19 protein-coding genes are annotated in these 23,226 nt (G+C 69.6%); 9 read left to right on the top strand and 10 right to left on the bottom strand.

Annotation, left to right across the window (positions count from 1 at the left end; all coding sequences use genetic code 11):
- Nucleotides 1-57 precede the first annotated feature (57 nt).
- Together Q664_RS12890 and Q664_RS12895 are read left to right on the top strand one after the other, a co-directional pair.
- Entirely contained in the window at nt 58-1,941 is a 1,884-nt protein-coding gene (locus tag Q664_RS12890; RefSeq protein WP_043394147.1) for a carboxypeptidase regulatory-like domain-containing protein, read from the top strand.
- 74 nt (nt 1,942-2,015) lie between these two features.
- Nucleotides 2,016-2,369, top strand: a complete 354-nt coding sequence (locus tag Q664_RS12895) for a hypothetical protein (protein WP_043394149.1) — start codon at nt 2,016-2,018, stop codon at nt 2,367-2,369.
- Between the two features lie 51 nt (nt 2,370-2,420).
- Here the strand turns inward: Q664_RS12895 and Q664_RS12900 are convergent, their stop codons facing one another.
- The 3 genes from Q664_RS12900 to Q664_RS12910 all read right to left on the bottom strand — a co-directional run bounded on the left by Q664_RS12900 (nt 2,421) and on the right by Q664_RS12910 (nt 7,344).
- Entirely contained in the window at nt 2,421-3,974 is a 1,554-nt protein-coding gene (locus Q664_RS12900) for an ELWxxDGT repeat protein (RefSeq protein WP_043394151.1), read from the bottom strand.
- A gap of 112 nt (nt 3,975-4,086) precedes the next feature.
- The gene (locus Q664_RS51990) at nt 4,087-4,995 is read right to left on the bottom strand and encodes a class I SAM-dependent methyltransferase (RefSeq protein WP_052518028.1); all 909 of its coding nucleotides are present in this window, start codon (nt 4,993-4,995) and stop codon (nt 4,087-4,089) included.
- A gap of 15 nt (nt 4,996-5,010) precedes the next feature.
- Complete coding sequence (locus tag Q664_RS12910; RefSeq protein ID WP_043394154.1) at nt 5,011-7,344, bottom strand: DUF3857 domain-containing protein; 2,334 nt, start codon at nt 7,342-7,344, stop codon at nt 5,011-5,013.
- Nucleotides 7,345-7,402: 58 nt separating this feature from the next.
- Here Q664_RS12910 and Q664_RS12915 point away from each other — a divergent pair, with 58 nt between their 5' ends.
- Entirely contained in the window at nt 7,403-7,969 is a 567-nt protein-coding gene (locus Q664_RS12915) for a hypothetical protein (protein WP_152622067.1), read from the top strand.
- Nucleotides 7,970-8,108: 139 nt separating this feature from the next.
- Here Q664_RS12915 and Q664_RS12920 read toward each other — a convergent pair whose 3' ends face one another.
- Entirely contained in the window at nt 8,109-8,570 is a 462-nt protein-coding gene (locus Q664_RS12920) for a hypothetical protein (protein ID WP_043394270.1), read from the bottom strand.
- A 40-nt stretch (nt 8,571-8,610) separates the two neighbouring features.
- Nucleotides 8,611-9,534 (bottom strand): hypothetical protein, encoded by a 924-nt coding sequence (locus tag Q664_RS12925; RefSeq protein WP_084609818.1) that lies wholly within the window; start codon nt 9,532-9,534, stop codon nt 8,611-8,613.
- Nucleotides 9,535-9,748: 214 nt separating this feature from the next.
- On the opposite strand from Q664_RS12925, the gene coaA reads away from it, so the two are divergent.
- Nucleotides 9,749-10,702, top strand: a complete 954-nt coding sequence (gene coaA, locus Q664_RS12930; RefSeq protein ID WP_043394157.1) for a type I pantothenate kinase — start codon at nt 9,749-9,751, stop codon at nt 10,700-10,702.
- Nucleotides 10,703-10,891: 189 nt separating this feature from the next.
- On the top strand, nt 10,892-11,842 hold the full coding sequence (locus Q664_RS12935; RefSeq protein ID WP_043394158.1) for a tetratricopeptide repeat protein: 951 nt from the start codon (nt 10,892-10,894) through the stop codon (nt 11,840-11,842).
- Here the strand turns inward: Q664_RS12935 and Q664_RS12940 are convergent.
- Nucleotides 11,836-13,578 (bottom strand): N-acyl-D-amino-acid deacylase family protein, encoded by a 1,743-nt coding sequence (locus tag Q664_RS12940; protein ID WP_043394160.1) that lies wholly within the window; start codon nt 13,576-13,578, stop codon nt 11,836-11,838. The genes Q664_RS12935 and Q664_RS12940 overlap by 7 nt on opposite strands.
- Nucleotides 13,579-13,655: 77 nt before the next feature.
- Here Q664_RS12940 and Q664_RS12945 point away from each other — a divergent pair, with 77 nt between their 5' ends.
- Together Q664_RS12945 and Q664_RS12950 are read left to right on the top strand one after the other, a co-directional pair.
- Nucleotides 13,656-14,045, top strand: a complete 390-nt coding sequence (locus tag Q664_RS12945; protein ID WP_043394162.1) for a cupin domain-containing protein — start codon at nt 13,656-13,658, stop codon at nt 14,043-14,045.
- Between the two features lie 111 nt (nt 14,046-14,156).
- Entirely contained in the window at nt 14,157-15,002 is an 846-nt protein-coding gene (locus tag Q664_RS12950; protein ID WP_043394164.1) for an SDR family oxidoreductase, read from the top strand.
- Between the two features lie 10 nt (nt 15,003-15,012).
- Here Q664_RS12950 and argJ read toward each other — a convergent pair whose 3' ends face one another.
- The gene (gene argJ / locus Q664_RS12955) at nt 15,013-16,374 is read right to left on the bottom strand and encodes a bifunctional glutamate N-acetyltransferase/amino-acid acetyltransferase ArgJ (RefSeq protein WP_235216675.1); all 1,362 of its coding nucleotides are present in this window, start codon (nt 16,372-16,374) and stop codon (nt 15,013-15,015) included.
- Between the two features lie 48 nt (nt 16,375-16,422).
- Nucleotides 16,423-18,813, bottom strand: coding sequence for a PQQ-dependent sugar dehydrogenase (locus Q664_RS51995; RefSeq protein ID WP_084609819.1), 2,391 nt, complete (start codon nt 18,811-18,813; stop codon nt 16,423-16,425).
- A 393-nt stretch (nt 18,814-19,206) separates the two neighbouring features.
- Here Q664_RS51995 and Q664_RS12965 point away from each other — a divergent pair, with 393 nt between their 5' ends.
- The gene (locus tag Q664_RS12965) at nt 19,207-19,482 is read left to right on the top strand and encodes a type II toxin-antitoxin system RelE family toxin (protein WP_043394166.1); all 276 of its coding nucleotides are present in this window, start codon (nt 19,207-19,209) and stop codon (nt 19,480-19,482) included.
- On the opposite strand, the gene Q664_RS12970 is transcribed toward Q664_RS12965, so the two are convergent.
- Together Q664_RS12970 and Q664_RS12975 are read right to left on the bottom strand one after the other, a co-directional pair.
- On the bottom strand, nt 19,479-20,222 hold the full coding sequence (locus tag Q664_RS12970; protein WP_043394168.1) for a lysophospholipid acyltransferase family protein: 744 nt from the start codon (nt 20,220-20,222) through the stop codon (nt 19,479-19,481). The genes Q664_RS12965 and Q664_RS12970 overlap by 4 nt on opposite strands.
- Nucleotide 20,223: 1 nt before the next feature.
- Entirely contained in the window at nt 20,224-20,853 is a 630-nt protein-coding gene (locus tag Q664_RS12975; RefSeq protein ID WP_152622068.1) for a hypothetical protein, read from the bottom strand.
- A 143-nt stretch (nt 20,854-20,996) separates the two neighbouring features.
- Here Q664_RS12975 and Q664_RS12980 point away from each other — a divergent pair, with 143 nt between their 5' ends.
- On the top strand, nt 20,997-23,222 hold the full coding sequence (locus Q664_RS12980; protein WP_043394277.1) for a hypothetical protein: 2,226 nt from the start codon (nt 20,997-20,999) through the stop codon (nt 23,220-23,222).
- Nucleotides 23,223-23,226 lie beyond the last annotated feature (4 nt).

The raw sequence follows: 23,226 nt of genomic DNA on the forward strand, positions 1-23,226 counted from the left end.
TAGACCCATTTTCCGCGCCATTCGTTCACAGGCCATTCCCACTCCCCTGGAGGTCCCATGGCCCGCTCGGCCCTGGCCGCGCTTTGCCTGGCGCTGTCCATCCCCGCGTCCGCTCAGACGCCCAATGCCCCGACGCCCACCGCTCCACCCGTGAAGTGCCAGGTCCAGCCCCAGCAGTCGGCCGCGTCCCGGGGGGACCCGAAGGTCCGCGAGGCCGCCCACAAGGGGCTCGGCTATCTCTCCCGCTCCAGCGCCGAGTGGACGGCGCGGCACCAGTGCTTCGGCTGCCACGTCCAGGCCGTCACCCTCGAGGCCCTCACGGCCGCCAGGAACCACCAGTACGACGTCGCCCCGAAGGACATCGACGCGATGGTCAAGGCCCTCAAGCTCGGCGTCACGGCGGGCGGCCGGGTGACGGGCGCCGCCTTCGAGGGCTCGGCCTGGGCCCGCTACGACCGGTGGGTGGACGCGAAGTTCACCGATGACCTGCTGCTGTACGCCAAGGAGCTCGTCTCGCTGCAGGCGAAGAACGGCGGCATCCCGGATGACGACGCCCGCCGGCCGGTGACGGGCGGCACCATGCAGACGACCTTCCAGGCCGCCCAGACGTGGCGTCAGGCCCATGCGAGGACCGCGGACGCGAAGTGGCTCGCGCCGCTGCGCAAGGCCGAGTCGTTCCTCACCTCCACCTCCGCCCAGTGGCAGCGCTCGGGCGCCGACGTCTACCTCCAGGACATCAACTTCGCGCTCCTCGGCCTGAATGCCGCGGGCGTGGGCCGCGCCGAGCCCGGCTCGCTCCGGCTCCAGCGGATGCTCCTCGAGCGGCAGAACCAGGACGGTGGCTGGGGGCTGGTGAAGGGCAAGAGTGACGCGTTCGCCACGGGCCAGACGGTGTATGCCCTCAAGCTCGCGGGCTACTCGGACTCGGATGCACCCATCTCCCGCGCCATGCGCTACCTGGTGCAGCGCCAGGCCAAGACGGGCGCGTGGACGACGTACAAGAGCGACCAGGGCGGCGCGGAGAAGGCGGAGACCATGTGGGCCGTGCTCGGGCTCGTCACGGTGGACGTCGCGAGCATCGCCGTGAACGGGCTCGTGGATGGCCAGCACGTCACCGACTCGATGAACATCCAGGTGGAGGCCACGGACAACCAGGCCGGTGGAATCGCCCGGCTCGAGCTGCTCGTGGACGACCTGCCGGTGCACACGGCGTGTGGCGGGAAGCTCGCGTATGCGTGGCGCACCGCGGGCCTGAAGGATGGCAAGCACGTGCTGGACGTGGTGGCGACCAACGCGAAGGGGCAGACGAGCCGCCGGCGTTTCGAGGTGTTCGCGGGTAATGTCTTCATGACCCAGGTGGGCGCGAACTTCGACGAGGCCTCGCAGCGCACGCTCGTCACGTTCCGCAACATCGCGGACCCGGCCGCCGGTGGCTCCATCGAGCTGGAGGTCTGGGAAGTGGGAGAGGGCAGCGAGGCGAAGCCGAAGGCCAGGGTGTTCTCCCTGACGAAGAAGGGGGAGATGGGGGCGGTGGAGCTCGCGTGGGACGGCAAGGGCAATGACGGCAAGGTGAAGCCGCGCGGGCGGTACCAGGCCCGGCTCGCGTACAAGAACGCGGGGGGCAAGGTGCTGCAGACCGAGAGCGCCCTCTTCTTCCACGACAGCGAGACGAAGCAGCGCCAGCGCTACGGGGAGATCGAAGGACAGCTCTCCCTCAAGGCGGGCCAGGGCCAGTCGGCGAATACGCTCATGGAGCTCGTGGACGAGCAGGGCCGTGTCGTGCAGTCGACTCGGACCACCGAGCAGGGCAACTACCGGTTCAAGAACGTGGACAAGGGCAACTACCGCGTCCGCGCCAAGAAGGAGGGGTTCCGCGATCTGGAGCAGCCCGTGGCCGCGGAGCCGGCCGCCCCCGCCGCGAAGGCGAGCATGACCTGGTGAGGCCCCCGGGCATCGGGCCCGGGCCATGTGCACATTCCGCGAGCCGGGGCGATCCGGAATCGAGGAGGTGCCGCATGGAGAACTGGACACTGGGGTATGGCTCGCTGCTGACGACGCTCGGCGTGGGGGGATTCCTCGCGACGGGCAGGCAACACAAGACGGCGCTCATCCCCGCGGGGTTCGGCTCGGCGGCGCTCGGGCTGGGCGTGCTGTCACGCCGCATGTCCTCCCCACGGTGGGTGCTGGGCGGCCCGGCGCTCGTCGGGCTGCTCGGTTTCCTGGGGGCCGCGCGAGGACTCCGCCTGCTGCCCGCGTTGCTGCGTGGAGAGAAGCTCGAGCGGCCCGCCGCCGTCATCTCCCAGTCGGTGATGGCGGGACTGTCGGCGGCATACACGGTGCTCGGCGTGCGGAGCCTGCTGCGCGCGTAGGCCCGGGCCTCGGAGTCGGTCCCGGGCCTGCTTCACATCAGGGGCTCGGGACTACTGCGAGGCCAGGGAGCTCCGCGGCGGGAGCACCCACAATTCGCTCCCATGCGTGGCGTCCTCCGCGACGAAGAAGACGGAGGTGCCCACGCGGGTGAAGCCGCTCGGGTACGAGGAGCCAGGCCCCGCATGGACGTCCTGCAGCATCCGCGTTCCCTGTTGCGTCCCATCACTCACCCAGAGCTCCAGCCCCGTGCCCTCGCCGATGCCGCTGAACAGGATGCGGTCATCCAGCGTGTAGAGCTGCGTCTCGAACTCGTCGGACATGCTCAGCGGCCGGTGCAGCAGCTTCGTTCCGGCGCCCGTTCCATCCGTCACCCAGAGCTGCACGTCCCTCGGCGCTGGGCCCGAGGTGGAGATGGCGACTCCGAAGAAGAGCTTGCTGCCCGCGACGGTGAAGCTCGTGATGTACGGGTCCGCGTCGGGCTGTCCGGCGAAGGGATTGGGCAGCACCGCGATGCGCCGCTTGGACACCACGCCCGCCTCGTCCACCCGGAACCTGTACAGGTACAGCCGATGGTCTGACAGGTTGGTGAGCGTGAGGTACAGGCAGCGTCCGCCCACCACCCCGAGCAGCCGCGGATTGTACGTGTCCGGACCCGGAGGAAACGCCTCCACGCGCACCGTGCCACTGCTCGAGCCATCCGTCCTCCACAGCTCGCTCATCCCATCCGAGGTCTGCGTGAGGAAGAAGACCTCCCGGCCCACGGCGCGCAGGTAGAACGGATTCGAGCTGTCGGCTCCCGGCCGCAGGTCCCGGACGAGCGCCGTGCCGGCCTCGGTGCCATCCGTCTTCCACAGCTCGGTGCCGTTCACCGGATCCGAGAAGACGAAGAAGAGCGTGCTCCCCACGAGCACCTGCGAGGAGATCAGCGACGAGTCGGGCCCCATGTCCCGCACCCGCACCGTGCCGGCCTCGGTGCCATCACTCCGCCACAGCTCGGTGCGCCCGGGCGCATCCAACGTCCCGGGGACGAAGCGGAAGAACAGCAGCGTCTTGCCCAGGGCCGTGAGGTTGTAGGGCAGCGTGTCTCCCGGCCCCGGCGTGAGATCCTTCACGAGCTTCGTGCCCCCGGTGGAGCCATCGCTGACCCACAGCTCTCCGCCGTGGGCCGCATCACCCGCCACGAAGAAGAGCCGCGTGTCCACGCGCGTCAGCTCCGACACGGGCACCGGGGAGGTGGAACTCGGCGGCGCGGGGAACTCCTTCACCGGCACGGTGCTCGAGCCGCTCCCATCACTCCTCCACAAGGCCCCACGGCCGTCCTCGAAGTTGGCGGCGAAGTAGAGCCTTCCGCGGAACTCCACCAGGCTCGACGGGCTCGGGGTGAGCCAGGGCGGCACGTCGCCGGGCGGTGGGAAGATGTCCCGGACGAGGTTCGCGGTCCCCAGCTCCACCCGGCCCCACTGGGCCTCCGGTGCATCGGCCCCTTCCTCCCCCGGTGAGCGGGCTTGCGGCCGCTCGTCTTCCTGGATGGCTTCTTCCGGGAGCCCTCCGCCACAACCTATCGCCAGTGAGCAGAGCAGTACCGCGCTACGCCACGCACGCATCCCCAACCTCCCATGTCTTCGTTGGTACGGGAGGGTGGGGAGAGTGAGGCGATTCGTCCAGTGGTGCCCTGGGATGAGCGCATGCCTGCCACCGCTGCGCGTGCGGAGTGCTTCACTCCCTGTCGGCCACGACGGGGAACTCGAACAAGGACACTGGCACTTCGGGGAGGCCCGCGGGCACCAGGTAGCGGCGATGGAGCTCCACGCGCTCCGGTGAGGCGTCCTGCCGGAAGCCGTGCCGCGCGAGGAACGGACCGAGCTCCTCGTCCCGGACGATCCACAGGAGCGGTTCGCCCGCGAGCCGGAGTGAGTCCGCGATCAGGTGTCGCGTGCCCGCACCCATGGTGGGCCGCCCCTGCGTTTCCCAGCGGAAGCAGGTGCACAGCAGCCGGCTTCCGGGTCCGGTGCTCCGGTGCAGCGCCTCGAGGAAGGCCGAGACGTGGACCTCCTCCAGGTACATCAGCACGGCCTCGGCGATGACGACGCTCGGGACGTCCTTTCGCCACACCCCGGTCTGGGAGAGGCCCTCCTCCAGGGGCGTGCGGGACAGGTCCACGCCCACCAGGTGCAGGTTCGGCGGCAGCGGTCCCATGCCCTCCAGCGCCTCGCGCTTCATCGCCTGGGAGGCGGGATGGTCCAGCTCGATGAACGTGACGTCCGGGTACTCGCGGGCCAGCCGCCAGCACAACGTGTCGAGCCCCGCTCCGACGACGAGCACCTGCCGCTTTCCCTCCGCGAGCGCGGCGCGGGTCTCGTCATCCATGAAGCGCTTGCGCAACCCGATACTCAGCACCTGCCCCGGGGTGGTCGCCTGCTCGATGGAGGTCATCATGCGGCTGTACCAGCGCGCGCCGTAGAGCCGGAGCATCCAGGGCTTCAGCAGGCCCGTGTGCAGCATGAGCCGCTCCATGGCCTCGGCGGCCCCCTTCGGCAACAGCGGGGCGAGCCGGGGCTGGCGGGCGAGCACCGCCATGAAGCGGCCCACCTTCACGGCGGTCCGGCTGGCTCGATGGGTTCGCATGGGTGGAGCTCCTGTTCAGTTGGGCCGTACGTCGAAGGAGAGGAACTGGGGCGCGCGGCAGGACGTGCAGCGCACGCGGAGGACGGTGATGGCCCGGCCGTCGCTTCCCGTGTGCCGCAACTGCAGGGCGTCCGGCACACGCTCGAAGGAGCCACCGCAGGAGCAGCGCTCGCTCCGGATGCGCTGGTCGGCCTGGTCCAGGCTCTCCACGATCATCACGGCCGTGCCCTGCTCCCGCTCGCGCAGGTGACGCACGGGAGGGGGAGGAGGCGAGGCGCGCCGGGCCTTGCGCTCGCGCAGGAACTGGCGGAACCGCCGGGGGATGCCCAGCACCAGGGCACCCACCACCACCAGGAACACGCCGCTGATGGCCAGGCTCGTGGTGCGCGAGAGCTGCATGTCCTTCGGCGAGGACGACGCGGAGACGATCCCCATCGGCGCGGCGAAGGAGATGCCGAGCCGCGAGCCCATCTCCTTCACCGCCTCGACGTGCCGGGCCAGCGCGTCCGGCGCCACCCGGTCCGCCAGACTCCGGTACTCCACCTGGTAGGTGAAGCCGCCGAACCGGGGGACCACGGACATCTCCAGGCGGGAGGCAGGGCCCTCCACCGTCTTCTCCGACGGAGCGACGTTCAGCAGGGAGCCCACGTGGACCTCCCACCGCACGCGGAGGTGGACAGGATGGTCGACCTCCACGGGGTGGACCCGGCCCTCGGTGCGGCGGGGGAGGGCCAGCTCCCGGCTCACCTGCGTGGCGGCGACGCTCAGCCCTCCGTTGGCCCAGGCGTCCTCGAGCTTGTAGTGCTCCTCCAGCGTGATGGTGTTGGCGTCCGTGTCGTCCTGGACGCGCGGAGTGCCCTCGGCCGTGAGCTTGGGGAAGAGGGCGCGGCGCAGGTCGAGGGTGCGGGTGGTGAGCTGCTCCGCGGACATGCTGGCCAGCCACGAGCGGGCCCCGTCCGCCTCCGTGCGCGTGTAGCGGGTGGTGATGGCGAGCGTCCCGGTGCCGTCGTCCTTCACCGAGAGCACGGAGTGGGCATCCAGCTCCGGCCCCGCGGGCGGCGGGAGGGGAATGGCCTCCAGGGCGGTGGTGCCGGGCGCGAGCACGAGCGCCCGGGCATAGGGCAGCGGGCTGCGCGCGCCGAGCCGGCCCCGCTGATGGGTCATGGTGGCATCCACCCACTCGGTGCGCCCGGCCACCTGGGCGCGCACGATGGCGTGGTTGAAGGCGTAGGGCGAGGGCAGTTGGGCGCTGACGCCGCCCTGGCTGCGGGAGTTCACCAGGGCCATGTGGGCGGTGATGCCCAGGGGGCGCAGCAGGGTGGCCAGCAGCAGGGCCTTGTCCTTGCAGTCCCCGAAGCGCTGGGCGAGCACCTGGCCCGGAGCATGCGGCTGGTGGGTGTTGGGGCCGAGCTCGATGCCCAGGTAGCGCACCTCGTCCTGGACGAAGCGCACCGCGGCGAGGAAGCGCGCCTCCTCGGTGGGAAGGGCGCGCCAGGATTCGGCCAGTGCCGTCAGCTCGGGCGAGCCCTCCAGCCCGTCCTGCAGCGCGAGCCCCCAGGAGGCCACGTCTGCCCAGCTCTGGAAGCTGCTCACCTGGACGTGGGGCCAGACGGCCAGGTCCGCGGGGACGCCGTCCTCCCCGGTGAAGGTGGGCATGTCCTCGCGCTCCCACCGGTACTCGCGCAGGCCTCCCACCTCGCGCACCGTGGGCTCCGCCGCCGTGGTGCCGTGGGCCTTGAAGTGGAGCTTCAGGTCCGCGGGGGCGAGCAGCCGGTGGACGTAGTGGACCACGGGCACCTGCGCCGCCAGGGAGATGCTGTCCAGGTAATGGCCCCGGAAGATCAGGGGGTCTTCCTCCACCGTCCAGGACTCCTCGAGGAGGTCTCCCGCGCGCACGTCCTGGAGGAAGGCGAGGGCGGTGCGCTCGTCGCTGTAGATGTTCATGTCCAGCCGCTCTTCCTGCTGGATGACCTTCACGTCCTCGGCGCGCAGCAACTGGGTGCGCACGCCGTCGCGGGTTCGCCACACGCCGTGCAGGCGCAGACGGTCGTGGGTGTTGGAGAACTTCACCTCCAGCTTGGAGCCCGTCTCCACGCCGCGGCTGCTGGCCACGCGCCGCACCTGGCGGACGAAGCGCTCGGTCATCTCGGGCGAGACGCGCACCTGCTCCTCGGACAGCAGCACGTGGAGGCCCGAGACGGCGTCCTGCTCGCGCAACGGCCGCCCGGTATCCACCCGGGTGGGCTCCACCCAGGAGGGAGGCTCGGTCAGCGTGACACCGGCCTCCCCGGCGCGGGCGGGCAGCGTGGCGAGGACGGACAGCAGCAGGAGGAATCGCGGCAGGGACATGACGGGCGCATACTCCCAGGAGGGAGGACGGCGAGGGAAGCCCGGGAAGGGGAATCACATGGTCGCGACACGCTGGCGTGCCCGCTTCGAGCCTGGAGCCCTGGTACTCGAGGGCTATCCCTTTCCACGGGGAGCGCGGCCCACGCGCGTTCCCGCCGAGGCGCTGAGCGAGGTGTGTGCCGGGTGGTTTCCACCGGCGGTGCGAACGCGCGAGGGCGAGTACCTCTTCGTTCCGGCGGAGCAGGCGGGGGAGCTGGCGGACTTCGCGAGCCAGCATGGCATCCCGTTCGTCCGGAGGAACGATGTCTGGTCGTTCATCCTGGAGGAGTTCCTCGACACGGAGTTCTCGCCCGAGCTTCAGGAGGGAGCGCTGCGGTTTCTGGAGAGCAACGGGGTGAGCCGGGCCGAGACGCAGGCGATGCGGGAGTTGGTGGGGAAGCGGATGTTGGCGCTGACGGCGGTGACGTGGGAGTGGCAGCACTACGGCTTGTATGACGTGCTGAGCGCCATGCGGCCCTTCACGTTCACCACGGGCTGGTCGTTCTCCCGGTTCTACGAGGAGTCGATGCGGCTCGCCGACAGAGGGGGCGTACAGCCGGCGAGCCGCGAGGAGTTCTCCCGGTAGCTACCTCAGGAAGAGGCGTCCGATGCTGCCGCGCTCCAGTGCGAACCACAGCGCGCCATCGGGTCCAGCGGTGATTCCGTGCGGCTCCGAGTTGGGGGGCGGGAGCTCGAACTCCGCGTAGTCACCCCTCGCCGCTGACTCAGCGCGTGGGCTTCAGCGTGGAGAGCGAGCGCTCCACCCGGGCCGAACCGGGCCCGTAGTCGCGCTCCGGCGCGGTGTAGAGGACGAACACGGCGCGGCCCTCGAGAGGCAGGAAGTACACGAGGGTCCGCGACGTGCCTTGCTGGAACTCGTAGCGCGCCACCGGGCCCGCGGGGAGCGTGCCGCTCGTGGCGTTCAGCCGCTTGTCCGGCACGGGAATGCCCGCGGCCCCCAGCACCTCCTCCGGCGGCGCGTCCACCTTGGGCGGCGTGCCCTGTACCGAGCGCAGCTCCAGGCCTGCCTCGAAGCGGGCCACGGCCGGTGGACCCGGCTCCTCGGCGCGCAGGGCCATGCCCGAGGGGGGCTCGTATTGGAGTCCGAGCGCATTGAGCTCCGTCTTGCGCGAGCAGGCCACGGCACAGGACAGGAGCAGCCACAGGAGGAGCGTCGAGCGGTTCACGTGCACGACTGTGCCACAGGTGCGAGGCGGCGCGCGGGACTCAGCGCAGACAGATGCCGCAATCCAGGGCGCAATGCGTGGTGGTGAGGCCGGCGCCACAGGTCTCGGTGAACTGGCACTCGAGGTCACCGCACGTGTAGATGTCCTGGGGGTGGATGCGGGTGGTGATGGGGGCGTAGGTGATGCCGTTGCGCGTGCACTGCGTGTAGTACGTGTCCGTGGGGTCGCGCGTGCAGCTCGCGGCGCAGCTGCCGGCCTGGACGATGGGCGTGCAGTCTCCGGGCTTGCCCAGGGCACACGCCCGCACGCTGCTCTCGTTGCTGCCCAGCGGCGTGTCGTCGTTGCCAGCGAAGACGCCCTCGTCCGTGAAGAGGTTGCCGAAGAAGCAGCCCTCCCGCTGCGAGAACTCCTGCAACTCCGCCGGCGTGGTGGCGATGGGTTCTCCCAGTGCGTTCCTGCCCTGCACGGAGATGGTCACGCTGCGCCCGAACTTGTTGACGTGGGCGGCCAGGCACGCGGAGATGAGCTGCTGCTCGGTCATCGTCGCTGGCTGTCCGCTGGCCCAGGCCGGTGTCAGCCCCAGCGAGCCCTCCCAGACATATGTTGTCCCCTTGCTGTCCGTGTACGTGCGTGTCTCGCCTCCGTGCATGGCACAGGCGACCACGTAGTGCATCACCATCGCGGCCAGCGTGTCGTCCTGGTCGAACCACGACGAGAACTCGGGGCTGTTCAGCCCGTTGATGGCGAGGCCATTGAAGGCCAGTCCGTTGAAGGCGAGGCCATTGAAGGCCAGTCCGTTGAGCGTCTCCCCATTGGTGGTCTCGAGCGCCCACTGCTGGCGGGCGGGCTCTTCCTGGGGCTCGGGAACTTCGTCCACCGGGCCGCAGGCCATGGCGGCGAGCAACAGCAGCACCGAGGCGCTTCGACGGAGGGCGTATGCCCCCCGGGTCACTGTGGTTTCCATCGTCCCCTCCGCTGTGGTGGCCGGGTGCTTTCGGAAACCGGCCTTGGTCTTAAATGCAGCTATCCGGGTAATTCGCGTAAGACCGATTCGCCACCGTGTTGCTCAACAGTCACTCCGGGATGTTCCAGAGGTAGAGGGGCGGACAGTTCACGAGGATTCCGTCCTGCGCCCGACGCCTGGTTAGGATGGAGATGCCGTCAGGGAGGACGGCCCCATGTCCGCACCCAAGCACCAGAGCGCGTCCATGTTCGTCGACTTCGAGCGCGAGGCGTGGCGGGCCCTGCGCGCCGCGACGCCGCTGCCCCTCAGCGCGGAGGAGGTCGAGGGCCTGCGCGGGCTCGGGGAGCACCTGGACCTCGAGGAGGTGGCGGACGTCTACCTGCCGCTGTCCCGGCTGCTCAACCTGCACGTGGCCGCGACGCAGAGCCTCTGGGCGGCGCAGCATGCGTTCCTCGGCGGCTTCACCCAGAAGGTGCCCTTCATCATCGGCATCGCGGGCAGCGTCGCGGTGGGCAAGAGCACCACGGCGCGCATCCTCCAGGCGCTGCTGTCCCGGTGGCCGGACCATCCGCACGTGGAGCTCGTCACCACGGATGGGTTCCTGTACCCCAACCGCGTGCTCACCGAGCGCAACCTCATGCACCGCAAGGGCTTCCCGGAGAGCTACGACCGGCGCGCCCTGGTGCGCTTCGTCGCCGAGCTCAAGTCCGGCCGGAGCGAGGTGTTCGCGCCCGTGTACTCGCACCTCGTCTACGACATCGTCCCCGACGGGGCGGTGAAGCTGCGCCGGCCGGACATCGTCATCCTCGAGGGGCTCAACGTGCTGCAGACGGGGCCGGTGGAGGGCGGGAAGCTGCCGCACACCTTCCTGTCGGACTTCTTCGACTTCTCCATCTACGTGGACGCGCACGAGCAGGACATCCGCCGCTGGTACGTGGACCGGTTCCTCAACCTGAGGCAGACGGCGTTCCGCGACGAGCGCTCCTTCTTCCGGCGTTTCGCCGAGCTCACCGAGGAGCAGGCCATCGCCCGCGCCGAGTCCGTGTGGGGGGAGATCAACGGTCCCAATCTGGCGCAGAACATCGCGCCCACCCGCTCACGCGCGCGGCTCATCCTCGTGAAGGGCCCGGACCACCGGGTGCGCCGCGTCCGGATGCGGAAGATCTAACCCCCTTCAGGGACAACGCGGCCATTTCCCCTCGCCCTCCGGGAGAGGGACGGGGTGAGGGTGCCTCGAATCCCGGGTTGAACTCCCTGTTCACAATGTGGGCCACGGGTTGAAGAACGGGGACAGATACCCTCACCCTGACCCTCTCCCGAGGGGAGAGGGGATAGGGCTCAGCTGGGAGGATTCATCATGAAGTTCGCTTGTTCGCTCCTTGTCGTCCCCGCCGTCCTCCTGTTGTTCGTGCCGCCGGCCCTCGCGTGCCTGTGGGACAGCGACACCCTCAAGGAAGAGTCCATCGGTCTCGATGAGGTGGCCGCCGTAGTGCGTGGGAAGATCCTCAAGCACTCGGCCACCTTCTATGAGCGCAAGGTGGCCTACACGCTCCCGCTGCTGGAGCGGGAGGACGTGAAGCCCGAGCGGTACGATGACCTCGCGGTGGCCTACGAGAAGCTCGGCCGCACCCAGGAGGCCATCGCGACCATGGAGGCCAAGGAGAAGCGCTTCCCCGGCCTGTACACGACGGTGGCCAACCTCGGGACCTTTCATGCCCACGCGGGCGACTACCCGCGCGCACTCGAGGAGTTGCGCCGCGCCCTGGTCCTCAACCCGGACGCCCACTTCGGCCGCGAGAAATACCAGGTGAAGGCCATCGAGTATCTGCAGCGGCTGGCCGCGACTCCCGAGCTCATCCAGAAGGAGGAATTCCTCGGCCTTCCGCTCGAGCCGGACCGCTACCTCTTCGTCATGAATCCGAAGAAGACCGCTCCGCGGAAGGAGCGTCCCGAGCTCCCCAAGGACGTCCTGCAAGGGCTCGTGGGGATCATCCGCTTCGGCAGTGGCGACAAGAGCCCGCACCTGTGGTTCAGCCTGGGCATCTCGCTGGCGTGGAGTGGCCACAAGAACCTCGCCATCCGCGCGATGCGCCGTGCCGAGCTGCTCGGCCATCCCCTGGCGCGTGAGCATGCCGGAGAGCTGATTCGCACCATCAAGGCCTACTCCAAGAAGACCCCGGACTGGGCGGAGATCTCCGCCGAGCTCGACGCGGAGTGGGCCAAGGGGCAGGGCCAGGTCCAGCAGAAGCAGCGCGAGGAAGACGCACTGCTCGCCAGGGGCAAGGACAAGCAGGTCTTCGGCTACTGAACGCGCAGCACGCGCCCGAAGCCCCGCTCCCTGCCCAGCGCGGGCGTGGCCGCGCCTCCGTCCACCGCGAGCCGGCCGTTGATGAGCACCGTCTCCACGGCGCCCCCGTTCTGGTTCACCAGCCGCACGAAGCCGTCGAAGCCCTCCATCGAGGACTCCTGGGGGACGTCCAGCCCTTCTCCGAGCCGCTCCGGGTCCACCACCACCACGTCGGCCCTCTTGCCCGGTGCGAGCCTCCCGGCGTCCAACCCCAGCCAGTCGGCGATCTCCCCCGTGAGCCGGTGCACCGCGCGCTCCATCGGCATCACCGGCTCGCCGCGCCGTTCCGCCTCGCGCACCAGCCGCAGCATCCGCAGCGGGAAGTTGTAGTGCGCCATGTTGCGCAGGTGGGCCCCCGCGTCCGAGAAGCCGATGAGCACGTCCGGGTGGCTCACGATGGACTCCAGCTCGCGCGGCCGGTCATTGGCCATCACCGTGTACCACCGCAGCTCCGTGCCGTGGCGCGCCACCAGGTCCAGGAAGGTGTCCACCACGTCCTGTCCCCGCTCCCGGGCGATGTCCATGAACGAGCGGCCCACCAGCGACGCGTCCGGCGCCTTCAGCACCCGGGACTGGTTGAAATCCCGGTGGAACACCTTGGGCAGCAGCCGGCTCTTCCACTGCCGCTTGAACCACTCCCGGTACTTCGCGTCCTCCAACAACCGCCTGCGCTCCACCGCGTCCTGGAGGTGCAGCGCCGCCGCTCCCGCGCCGAACTCCTCGAAGACCACCAGATCGATTCCGTCCGACCACAGGTCGAAGATCTCCGGCAGTGCCTGCCAGCGGAAGTCCGCCTTGAGAATCCGGTTGAAGAAGCGCGACAGCAGGCCGATCTGCCGGTGCAGGCCCCGGGTGGCGCGCGTGTCCATCATGGAGATGACCGTCGTCTTCAGCGGCTGGCGTAGCAGCCCCACGCTCTCCCACAGGAAGAGGAGGACGTTCACCTTGGTGGTGATGTTGGGCACGCCCTGGAAGACGCGGTTGCGCTCACGGAGGATGCGCGTGAAGCGGCGGTACTCGGACCAGCTCGCGAAGGTGGAGGGCAGGGGACGGCTGCGGATGCTCCGGCTGCCGCCAATCTTGTCCCACGGCAGCGTCATGATGGAGAGCCCGGCGTAGCCCTCGTCGAGCCCCTCGCGCAGCAGGGCCTCCATCCGCGCCAGCTCTCCGGACGAGGGCTTCACCGTGTCATCCAGGCTGCGCTCCAGCCCCATGGCGTGCGCTCGGATGGCCGAGTGGCCCACGAAGGAGCCCACGTTGGGTCCCAGCGGCAGCTGGTCCAGGTGCGTGAAGTACTCGCCGAGCGTCTCCCAGTCCTTCTTGCGCTCGAGCAGTGAGCGCACCGTGTCGTAGGGGATGGCCTCCACCCGGCAGAACTGGTCGGCGAGGTCCTCGGGCGTGCCCACGGCGAGGCTCAGCGAGCAACTGCCCACCATCACCGAGGTGATGCCATGGCGCACGGACTCGGAGAGCGAGGGGGCCAGCTCCACCTCGGCGTCGTAGTGGGTGTGCAGGTCGATGAAGCCGGGCATCACCCAGCGGCCCGTGGCGTCGATGACGCGCGTGTCCGGCCCCGAGGGCAGGGGAGACTCGCTGATGGCCGTCACCCGTCCGTCACGGATGCCCAGGTGCCGCACGCGGGGCGGACTGCCATGTCCATCGAAGAAGAGGCCGTTGGTGATGACGAGCTCGTCCATGGGGCCTCACCCTAGCTTCCCTGGCTCCTGCGTGCAGCCAGGAGGCGACCCCATCTTCTCCCGAGGAGGCACACGCCATGAGTTCACTCGTCATCAAGAAGTTCGCTCAGCCCGATGAACGGCGGCCCTTCCTCGGGCACGGGCATCTGGATCTGCTCCACCTCGGTGGCAGCAACATCGGGATGGGGGTGTTCGAGCCGGGGTGGAAGTGGTCGAAGGACGTCCAGCCCATCGCGGGGACGCGGAGCTGCCAGTCCGCCCACTCCTGTTACGTCGTCTCCGGGAGCATGGAGGTCGTCATGGATGATGGTACCCGGGCCCTGCTCACCGCGGGGGACGTGGCCTACATCCCACCCGGGCATGATGCGTGGGTGATGGGGAGCGAGACCTGCCTGCTGTTGGATTTCGAGGGCATGGCTGACTACGCGCGGCGCGAGGCGCAACCGTCCGCTCCTTCCATGCAGTAGGCGGCGGGCGGCACGGCTTGCGCCTGCCCCCTTTCCCCTCCAAGACTCGCCTCCCCCGGCGCCGGTGGATGGAGCCCACCGGTGAAGCCGCGAGGGAGGCGGGACCGCCAGATGAAAGAGAAGACCGTTGTCGTGACCGGTGCCAATTCGGGCGTGGGGCTCGCCACCGCGACGGAGCTGGCCCGAAGGGGTGCCACCGTCGTCATGGCCTGCCGCAGTGCCTCGCGCGGCGAGCAGGCGCTGAAGGAGGCCAGGCAGCACAGTGGCTCGGACAAGCTCGAGCTCATGCTGTGCGACCTGGGCTCGTTGGAGAGCATCCGGAATTTCGCTCGCGAGCTCCAGGGCCGGCACCCCGTGGTGGAGGTGTTGGTCAACAACGCGGGCGTCATCACCGTGAAGCGGGAGACGACGCGGGACGGGTTCGAGTCGCAGCTGGGGGTCAATCACCTCGGCCACTTCCTGCTGACGAACCTGTTGCTGGAGCAGCTGCGCCGGGCACCGCAGGGGCGGATCATCAATGTGTCCTCGGGCGCGCACAAGGTGGGGTCCATCCACTGGGAGGATCCGCACCTGACGCGGAACTTCGGTGTGTGGAGGGCCTATTCGCAGTCCAAGCTCGCCAACATCCTGTTCACGAAGGCGCTCGCGGAGCGGCTCCGGGGCACGGCCGTCACCGCCAACTGCCTGCACCCGGGAGCGGTGGGGTCCAACTTCGGGGTGGATCGGCGGACGGGGTTCGGCAGGTCCGTCATGGCGTTCCTCGGGCACTTCTTCCTGACGCCGGAGCAGGGCGCCGAGACATCCGTGTATCTGGCGGCGAGTGACGAGGTGGCTTCCGTCTCGGGTGAGTACTTCTACAGGAAGAAGCGCGCGCCCGTGTCGAAGAAGGCCCAGGACCGCGAGTCCGCGGAGCGGCTGTGGGCCTGGAGCGAGAAGGAAGTCGGGTGGGCCGCGTAGGCGGGGCGGCTCAGCTGCGGTAGTCCGCGTTCTCGCTGATGTACTCGTGGCTGCGGTCCGCGCCGAGCACCGTGCACGCCGCCGTGCCAACACCCAGGTCCACGTCGATCTCCACTGACTGCTCGTGCGGAGGGAACGTCACCGGCGGGCGGAAGGTGAGCCCATCCGCGGGCGGCACGCTCGTATAGAGCTCGGCGCCCTTCATGTGCGCCACCAGGGCCTTCTCCGTCTCGTTGTCGAGCCGGAAGGCGCCGTGCTCCATGATGACGCGGCCTCCCATGCGCAGGGTGCAGCGCGACAGGTCCACCTCGGGGTGGTGCGCGCCCACGTACTTGCCGATCGCCGCCACCAGCCGGCCCACGTTCGGGTCGTTCCCGTTCACCGCGCACTGGAACAGCGGTGAGTTCACCACCGACTTGCCGATGCCCCGGGCCACGTCCTCGCCCGGCGCGCCGTGCACGTGCACGCGCATGACGTGGTGCACGCCCTCGCCGTTGCGCACGATGTCCTCGGCCAGGTCGGCGCACACCTGCTCCAGCGCGGCCTCGAACTCCTTCAGGCTGGGGCAGGGCACCTTGCGCGACGACAGCAGCGCCACCGTGTCCGAGGTGCTCGTGTCGCTGTCCACGCTGATGCAGCCGAACGTCCTGGCGGACACCGAGCGCAGCGCCGCGCGCAGGGCGTCTCGCGGCACGTCCACGTCCGTCATCAGGAAGACGAGCATGGTGGCCAGGTTGGGCTCGATCATCCCCGCGCCCTTGGCGATGCCCACGATGCTCCCGCTGCCCACCTGGGCCCGGCGGACCTTGGCGTACAGGTCCGTCGTCATGATGCCCTCGGCGGCGGGCAGCACAGAGCCGCCCGCGAGCGACGAGACGGCCTGGGGCACCGCGTCCACCAGGGCATCCACCGGCAGCCGCCAGCCGATGACGCCCGTCGAGCAGGGCAGCACCTGCGAGGCGCTCAGCCCCAGCTTGCCGGCCACCGCCGCGCACAGCCGCTCGGAGGCCTCGACGCCTCCGGGCGCGCACACGTTGCTCACCTTGTTGTTCACCACCACCGCGCCCAGCGTGGGCTCCTCCAGCCGCTCGCGGCCGATGCGCACCGGCGCTCCCGGGAAGGCGTTCTTCGTGAACACCGCCGCGAACGAGGGCGTCGGCTCGTCGAGCACCAGCAGCGTGAGGTTCATCTTCGCCGGCCTGGCCACCTCGGCGGGCATGAACTCGAGGCGCGTGCGACCGACGCGGAAGCCGCGCGGCAGGGCGGACTGGTGCTCCAGCCAGCTCCGGTGGGCGTCGGCGGACGGGAAGGTCAGGTGCGTGCTGGGAATGGCGGTACCTCGCTGCGAGGAGAAAGGCGCTTGGTGCCGCAATCCGGGGCGCGAATCAATGGGAGAGATGCCCGTCCGCCCGCTCCCCGGCTAGGGAGCCCCCGGCCGGAGCCGCTCCGGGGGGATGATCTGCTTGTCCTGGCTGGGGCTCGCCCAGTGCAGCCGCATGAGGGCCACGCCCATCTGCTCGAAGAACTCCAGCTGGATCGCATGGGCCCGGCCGGCCTGCAGCGTCACGGTGCCCCGGTTCTCGGTGGTGACGTGGACCGTCCAGTCGTCGATGAGCAGCTTGCCATCCACCCAGAGCCGGACCCCGTCATTGGACTGGGTGTAGAAGGTGTAGGTCTCCGAGTACAGGGGCAGCACACTCCCCGTCCAGCGCACCGAGAAGGTGTCGGTGTCCAGGGCCGGGTCCGGCGAGTCCTCGTACCAGCGGAAGTCCACGGTGGGGTCCACCCGCTCCAGCTTCAGGTCCTTGAAGTCGGCCGTGTCGAAGTACTGCGCCCGCAGGCCGTTGGCGGGGGCGCTCGACTCCCGGAACACCGCCGTGTACCGCGAGTCCACCGTGGGCCGGACCTCCTGGCTCGCGTCCCCTCCGTGGCTCCAGCGGTCGAAGACGTACGTCTTCCCGTCCTTCTCCTGGGGCGAGACGGCCCCGAGGGCGCGCACCACGCCCGCCACCGTCTCCACCTCCAGCGGCGTGGGCTGGGGTTGCCCGTCGAGCGTCACCCGCAGCCCCGCGGGCTCGGTGTTCATCCGCAGCTTCACCTTCCGGGGCCGTATGTCCCGGAAGAGCTCATGGACGGCCCCGCCGGAGTCCTCCACCCGCAGGTGGATGCGGTACCACACGTTGGCGGCCGTCTCGCCCCGGTCCGGCACGGTGAACCGTCCACTCCTCACCCCGCGCGTGGCCGGCACGAAGGGGTGCATGTGCTCGTCATGGTGGAAGTCCACCTGCCAGGTGAAGGCGCTGTCCGGCAGCGTCCCGTCCTCGGCGTCGGTGCCCCGGCCCTCGTAGGTGATGACGTTCCCCGCGCTGTAGAGCGTCCCGTCCGTGGGCTGGAGGAAGGTGGCCACGGGCGTGGTGTTGCTCCTCACGGTGAGGGTGACCTCGTTGCTCAGCACCGAGCCGAAGTCGTTGGCTACCCGCACCCGGAAGCGGGCCCCCGAGTCCGACAGTGCCACCGCGGGCAGCGCGAGGCTCGCGGCCGTGGCTCCCGGGAGATTGGCGTCATTGCGCAGCCACTGGTAGCGCAGCGGCGGCGTTCCGGAGGCTCCCACCGTGAAGGTGGCGGGCTTGCCTGGCTGTAGCGTCAGGCTCGTGGGCTGGCTCGTGAGGGTGGGCGCCTCGTTGGTGGCCGTGTAGCGGATGCGGCGCACCTCGTCCTCCGCGCGGTCCAGGTAGTAGAGGCTGCCGTCCGGCCCCACGTCGAGGTCCACGGGCGCATCCAGGCCCGTGGCGAAGACGGCGACGGCGCCATCCTTGGGGTCATACGTGCGGATCCACCCGTTGCAGTAGTCGGAGAAGAAGTAGCGTCCCGTGTACTCCGTGGGGAACTGGCGTTGGGCCGGGTTGTAGAAGACGCCCGCGGTGATGGCGCAGCCGTTGCTGGTGCCCGAGCCGTGCCGGTAGGCGAACAGCGGGGTGCGGTAGCGCGGGTCCGGGGTGGGTCCCTCGGTGTCCGGCCAGCCATAGTTGGAGCCGGCGATGCCGTCGTTGATCTCCTCCCAGTCGCCGGCCCCCACGTCGTTGATGAAGATGCGGCCGGTGCCCGGTTGCACGGCGAGGCTGAAGGGGTTGCGCAGGCCGATGGCCCAGATGGCCCGGTTGCTGCCCGTGGTGCGCGTGAAGAAGGGGTTGTCCGTGGGGATGCTGCCGTCCTTCTCCAGCCGCAGCACCTTGCCCATCAACGAGTCGAGCCTCGGCGCCAGCTCCGAGCGCGTGTTGTCCCCCACGGCCACGTAGAGCTTGCCGCCGGGCCCGAAGTGGAGGGCGCCCCCGTTGTGGTTGCTGGCTCCCAGGGGCGGGAGCTCGAACAGGATGCGCTCGCTGCCGGGCACGGCCTGGTTGCCATTGGCGGTGAAGCGGCTGACGCGGTTGTGCTTCTGGGGCGTGGTGGCCGTGTAATAGACATACACGTACGGCTGGCTGGGGAAGTCCGGATCGAACGCCACGCCGAGCAGGCCCCGCTCGCCGTTGTCATCCGTGTCCACCGTGAGGAAGGGCACGCTCAGCAGCTTCCCGTCCTGGATGAGCAGGAGCCGGCCGTCCTGCTCGCAGACGAAGAGGCGCCCATCCGGTGCGATGGCCATGGACGTCGCCGCGTCGAGCTCATCGGTGACGAGCGTGTCCGTGAAACGGGCGGGCACCGCGGCCGCTTCCACTTGTCGCCAGGGGAGGCTCGCGGGGGGGTGCCCCACTTCGGTACAGCCCCACAGCAGCAGCAGGCAGGTCAGTGCCCGAAGAGCATCGATACGCATGGCGCACGCTCCAGTCCGGTGGGGAGGACCGCCGCCTCCCGTGAGATGCGGCGCCAAGCTGTAGCGGGTGCCTCACCCCGGCTCAGTCGGACACGGTGGCTGGGATTGCCCGTACGTCCGCTGCCGGATGATGCATGAGGGAAGTGTACTTCATCCGGCAGGCGCCCCCGTCTTCGGGGGGGTGGGTGTCACGACGCTTCCCGGTGGGTGCCACCCCTGGTGCGGGTCCACCCGCGCGCCAAGGAGAATGGAAACTTCCAGTGCCCATCGCCTGGAGCCAGGAGCGTTCACCCCTGAACTCCCCTCTCATCCGCGCTGGACTTCTCCGGAAGTGGACTGGCCTTGTTGGTGCTCAAATAATATAGGGAGGATAAACCCACAGGTCTTCGCACCGTGTACACCGTCGAAATCAGCCCCTCCGCGTGGAATCAGCTCGCCCACCTGTCGCTGGAGACATACCGGCGCATCCGGGATGAACTGGATGCAGTCGCCACGGCCCTCGCCAAGGGACTTCACCCGGGCCGCTCCGAAACGGTGAGGGTGGCCGGGCGCCCGGTCTCCGCGCCCTCGGTGGTGGTGGATGACGCGATCGCGGTCTACGAGGTGGACCACGAGAGCCACCGCGTCCTGCTGCTCGAGGTGGCGCGCCGGCTCCCCAGGGAGCTCTAACCGGGGGCGGGGGCCCCGGACTCGAGGCGGTCCTTCTCCCGCTGCATGAGGCCGTACACGTGGTCGCGCAGCGCGGCCGGGTCGGGGAAGGCGCGCGGGTCCACGGGCTCGAGGACGCTCACCTCGCAGTCCGCCCGGAAGCGGAGGAGCAGCCCGTGCTTGGGCAGGGTGTCACCCGTGCCGGTGAGGACCATGGGGATGAGCGGGCAGCCCTTGGCATGAGCCAGCCGGAAGGCGCCGTCCTTGAAGGGCCGCATCTGGTTGTCCGGCGAGCGCGTGCCCTCGGGGAAGAGGAGCACCGGGATGCCCCGCTCCAACCAGCGCTCGCACCCGGCCATCATCCTCGCGATGCTCTCCTTGTCCCCGCGCACCAGCCCCACGTAGCGGTTGAGGTACATGTTCCAGCCGAGGAACGGCAGCTTGAAGTTGCTGGCCTTGGAGACCCACTTGAAGGGCCGGTAGAGGCCGAAGAGCACGAGGATGTCGCCCAGGGACTGGTGGTTGGACACCAGCACCGCGGGCCCGTGCCAGGGCAGGCGCTCACGGCCCTGGATGCGCAGCCGCCAGCCGGGGTTCACCCAGAAGTAGAGCTGCGCCCAGCCGCAGGAGAACAGGTGCAGCACGCGCCCGTCGCGGTCGAAGGGCCACGTCACCAGGAAGAGGACGAGCGCCACGCAGAAGAGGACGGCGGAGCTCGCCACGAAGAACGACCAGAAGAGCACCGAGTGGAGCCAGCGCATGTCACCCTGCTCCGGTGGGTTGGAGGAGGGTTCCCATCATCGCACGGCGGGTGACGCAGGGTGGAACAAGCGCCGAGCCGGCGGCGCGAGCGGTTACAGCGGCTTCTGGTCGGCGACGGCCGGCGTGCGGGGGGGCCGGGGTGGCGGGCTTCTCCTCCTCGACCGGGAGCTCGTACTCGAGCGGGGCGGGGGAGATGGCCATGTCCTGCGTGACGACCCAGGAGTTGTAGCGCTTCTGGGACACCTCGATGAGCTTGCCGTCCTCGTAGCAGACGACGTGCAGGACGAAGGAGGGCTCCTGGATGGTGGGCTTCCCGTATTGGTAGCACTCCTGGTTGCCGCGGCGCTCCTTGCTGGTGGGCTGGCCGAGGAGGCCGGAGACCTCCTGCGGCGACATGCCCTTGTTCACCTGCCGGAGACCCCAGGCCGTATCCACGCGGTAGGGGGTGGCCGCGGGTTGCATGGCCACGAACCACTTGCCCGCCAGGAAGAGGAACAGCGCCGCGGCGGGGTATAGCAGCAGCAGGCGCTTGGGGCGCCGAGGCTCCTGCTTCGAATAGGCGCTGAAGATGCCCTCGTCCTGTGCCGCGTTCGCGCCACCTGGCCCGGTCTGCTGGTGCTCTTGGCTCACACCCTGAGACATGCCCCGTGCGGGGACGAGATGCAAGGAGGTCGAGGCATGGCGGGGGAGCGAGGGAGCAGGAGAGCGAACAGTCCGCGCTCGGGTTGAAACCGCTTCCCCACCAGGCGGGCAGCTGTGTTCTGGTGGACGTCATGACGCGCCCCCTCGTGTATCGCCGGTATGGCGGCTCGCTGCAGGTCTCCATTCCCTCCTTCGAAGTGCTGGTGGATGCCGTGAAGATTCCGGAGACCCAGTGGCTGGCCACGGCCTGTCCACTCGAGGGACTCCAGTGTGACCCGAGGTTCCTCGCGTTCGTCGACACGGATGGGAACAAGCGCATCCGGGTGCACGAGCTGCGCGCCGCCGTCGAGTTCACGGCGAAGATGCTGAAGTCGTACCAGGGAGCGGATACGGCGAGCGACGTGCTCGCGCTGGACGCGCTCTCCGAGGCGGGCACGAAGCCGCGGGACGTGGCGGGCATCCTGCTGGAGACGCTGAAGGCGGGGGACCGGACGCGCATCACGTTGGAGCAGGTGCGCACCAGCGAGAAGGCGCTACAGGAGGCGGGGCAGAACGGGGATGGGATTGTCGCCCCGGCCTTCCTGCCCGAGCCGTCGCGCGCTCTGGCCGTGAAGCTCATGGCCTGCTTCCCCGAGGTGAAGAATCGAGCGGGGCAGGCGGGGGTGGACCTGCCCATGCTCCAGCACTTCCGCGAGGAGCGGAGCGCGCTGCTGGCGCACCTGGCGCAGAAGGGATTCGTGCTGGTGTGGGGCGAGCGGAGCGTGGAGCACGCGCGGCGCATCCAGGAGATCCGGCCGCTGCTGGACACGTACTACCTGCAGTGCCGGCTGGTGGCGGCGCAGCCGGAGGCCGTCTCGAGCCTCAAGCTGGAGCCGGGGCGGGTGCAGGAGTCGCTCGGGGACACGCAGGCGCTGGCGCGGGTGGTGTCGGAGCTGCCGGTGGCGCCTCCCGAGCCTGGGGGCGCGTTGCGTTGGTCGCGGTTGTACCGGGGCCAGGCCTTCGAGCGGCTCGAGGCGTTCCGGAAGGACGTGGCGGTGCCGCTCACGGGGGACCTGGCGACGCTGGCGGACTCGGCGTGGCGCGAGCTGCTCACGAAGGCCGACGCCATCCTGGCGTGGCAGGCGCGGCTGGAGGCGAGCCCGTTGCGCGGACTGGTGGACGGCCTGGCGGGCATCCCCGAGTCCGAGCTCGAGGCGCTGGAGGCGGCGTGCCGGGCGGACCTGGCGCTGAAAGAGAAGCTGGACGCGGTGGACGAGCTGGAGCGGTTGATCCTCTACCAGCGCTGGCTGCTGACGTTCGCCAACAACTTCATCAGCATGCCGGACCTGTACCAGATGAAGCGGCGGGCGCTGATGGAGAAGGGGACGCTCATCCTCGGGGGGCGGAGGTACAGGCTGTCGGTGCTGGTGACGAACCGGGCGGCGCACGCGGCGCTGACGAGCCAGGGCACCACGTGCACGCTCTACGTGCAGGTGGCGGCGAAGGATGGAGAGGCGAGCTACGAGGTGGCGGTGCCCGCCACGCGAGGGCGGAGCGATGGGCTGGCGGTGGGCAAGCGCGGCGTCTTCTACGACGTGGAGGGCCGCGAGTACGACGCCGTGGTGACGCAGGTCATCCGTCAGCCCGTGTCCCTGTGGGAGGCGATGACGATGCCCTTCGGGCGGATCGGCAAGTTCATCTCCAGCAAGATCGAGGGGATGGCGGCGGCCGGAGAGAAGACGCTCGATGAGTCGCTGGAGAAGGGATACGCGCAGGGGACGCAGGCGGCGCCGGTAGCGCCGGCTCCGGCAGCGCCCGCGGCGGCTCCGGCGGCGGGTCCGGGTGGCTTCATCGCGGCGACGGGCATCGCGTTCGCGGCGGTGGGCTCGTCCCTGGCGTTCATCGTGTCGCAGGTGAGGTCGCTCACCGTGTTCGACGTCATCTCGGCGGCGATGATCCTGGCCGCCGCGGTGATGCTGCCCTCGGGGTTGTTGGGGTGGCTCAAGCTGCGCAAGCGCAACCTGGCGCTGCTGCTGGAGGGCTCGGGCTGGGCGCTGAATGACCGGTTGATGCTCACGCGGAGCCTGGCGGCGATCATCACCCGCCGGCCGAGGCTGCCGAAGAACGCGAAGGTGGACCGGACGGACGTGTTGCAGTCGGTCCTGGCGACGGCGCGCGAGGACGACGAGGAGGAGCCGCGCTCGCCGGGCATGTGGCTGCTCATCGGGCTCCTCATCGTCTTCGTGGTGCTCTGGCAGTTCCGCGAGCCGCTCATCCGCGAGGCCTGCGAGCGCCAGTGGATGGCTGGCTCGATGTGCGGCTCGTTGATGACCCCGGGCTCCTCGCCGGCCGTGCCGCCCGCGCCGCCGGCTCCGTGAGGGC

Source organism: Archangium violaceum Cb vi76 (assembly GCF_000733295.1).
GTDB lineage: Bacteria > Myxococcota > Myxococcia > Myxococcales > Myxococcaceae > Archangium > Archangium violaceum.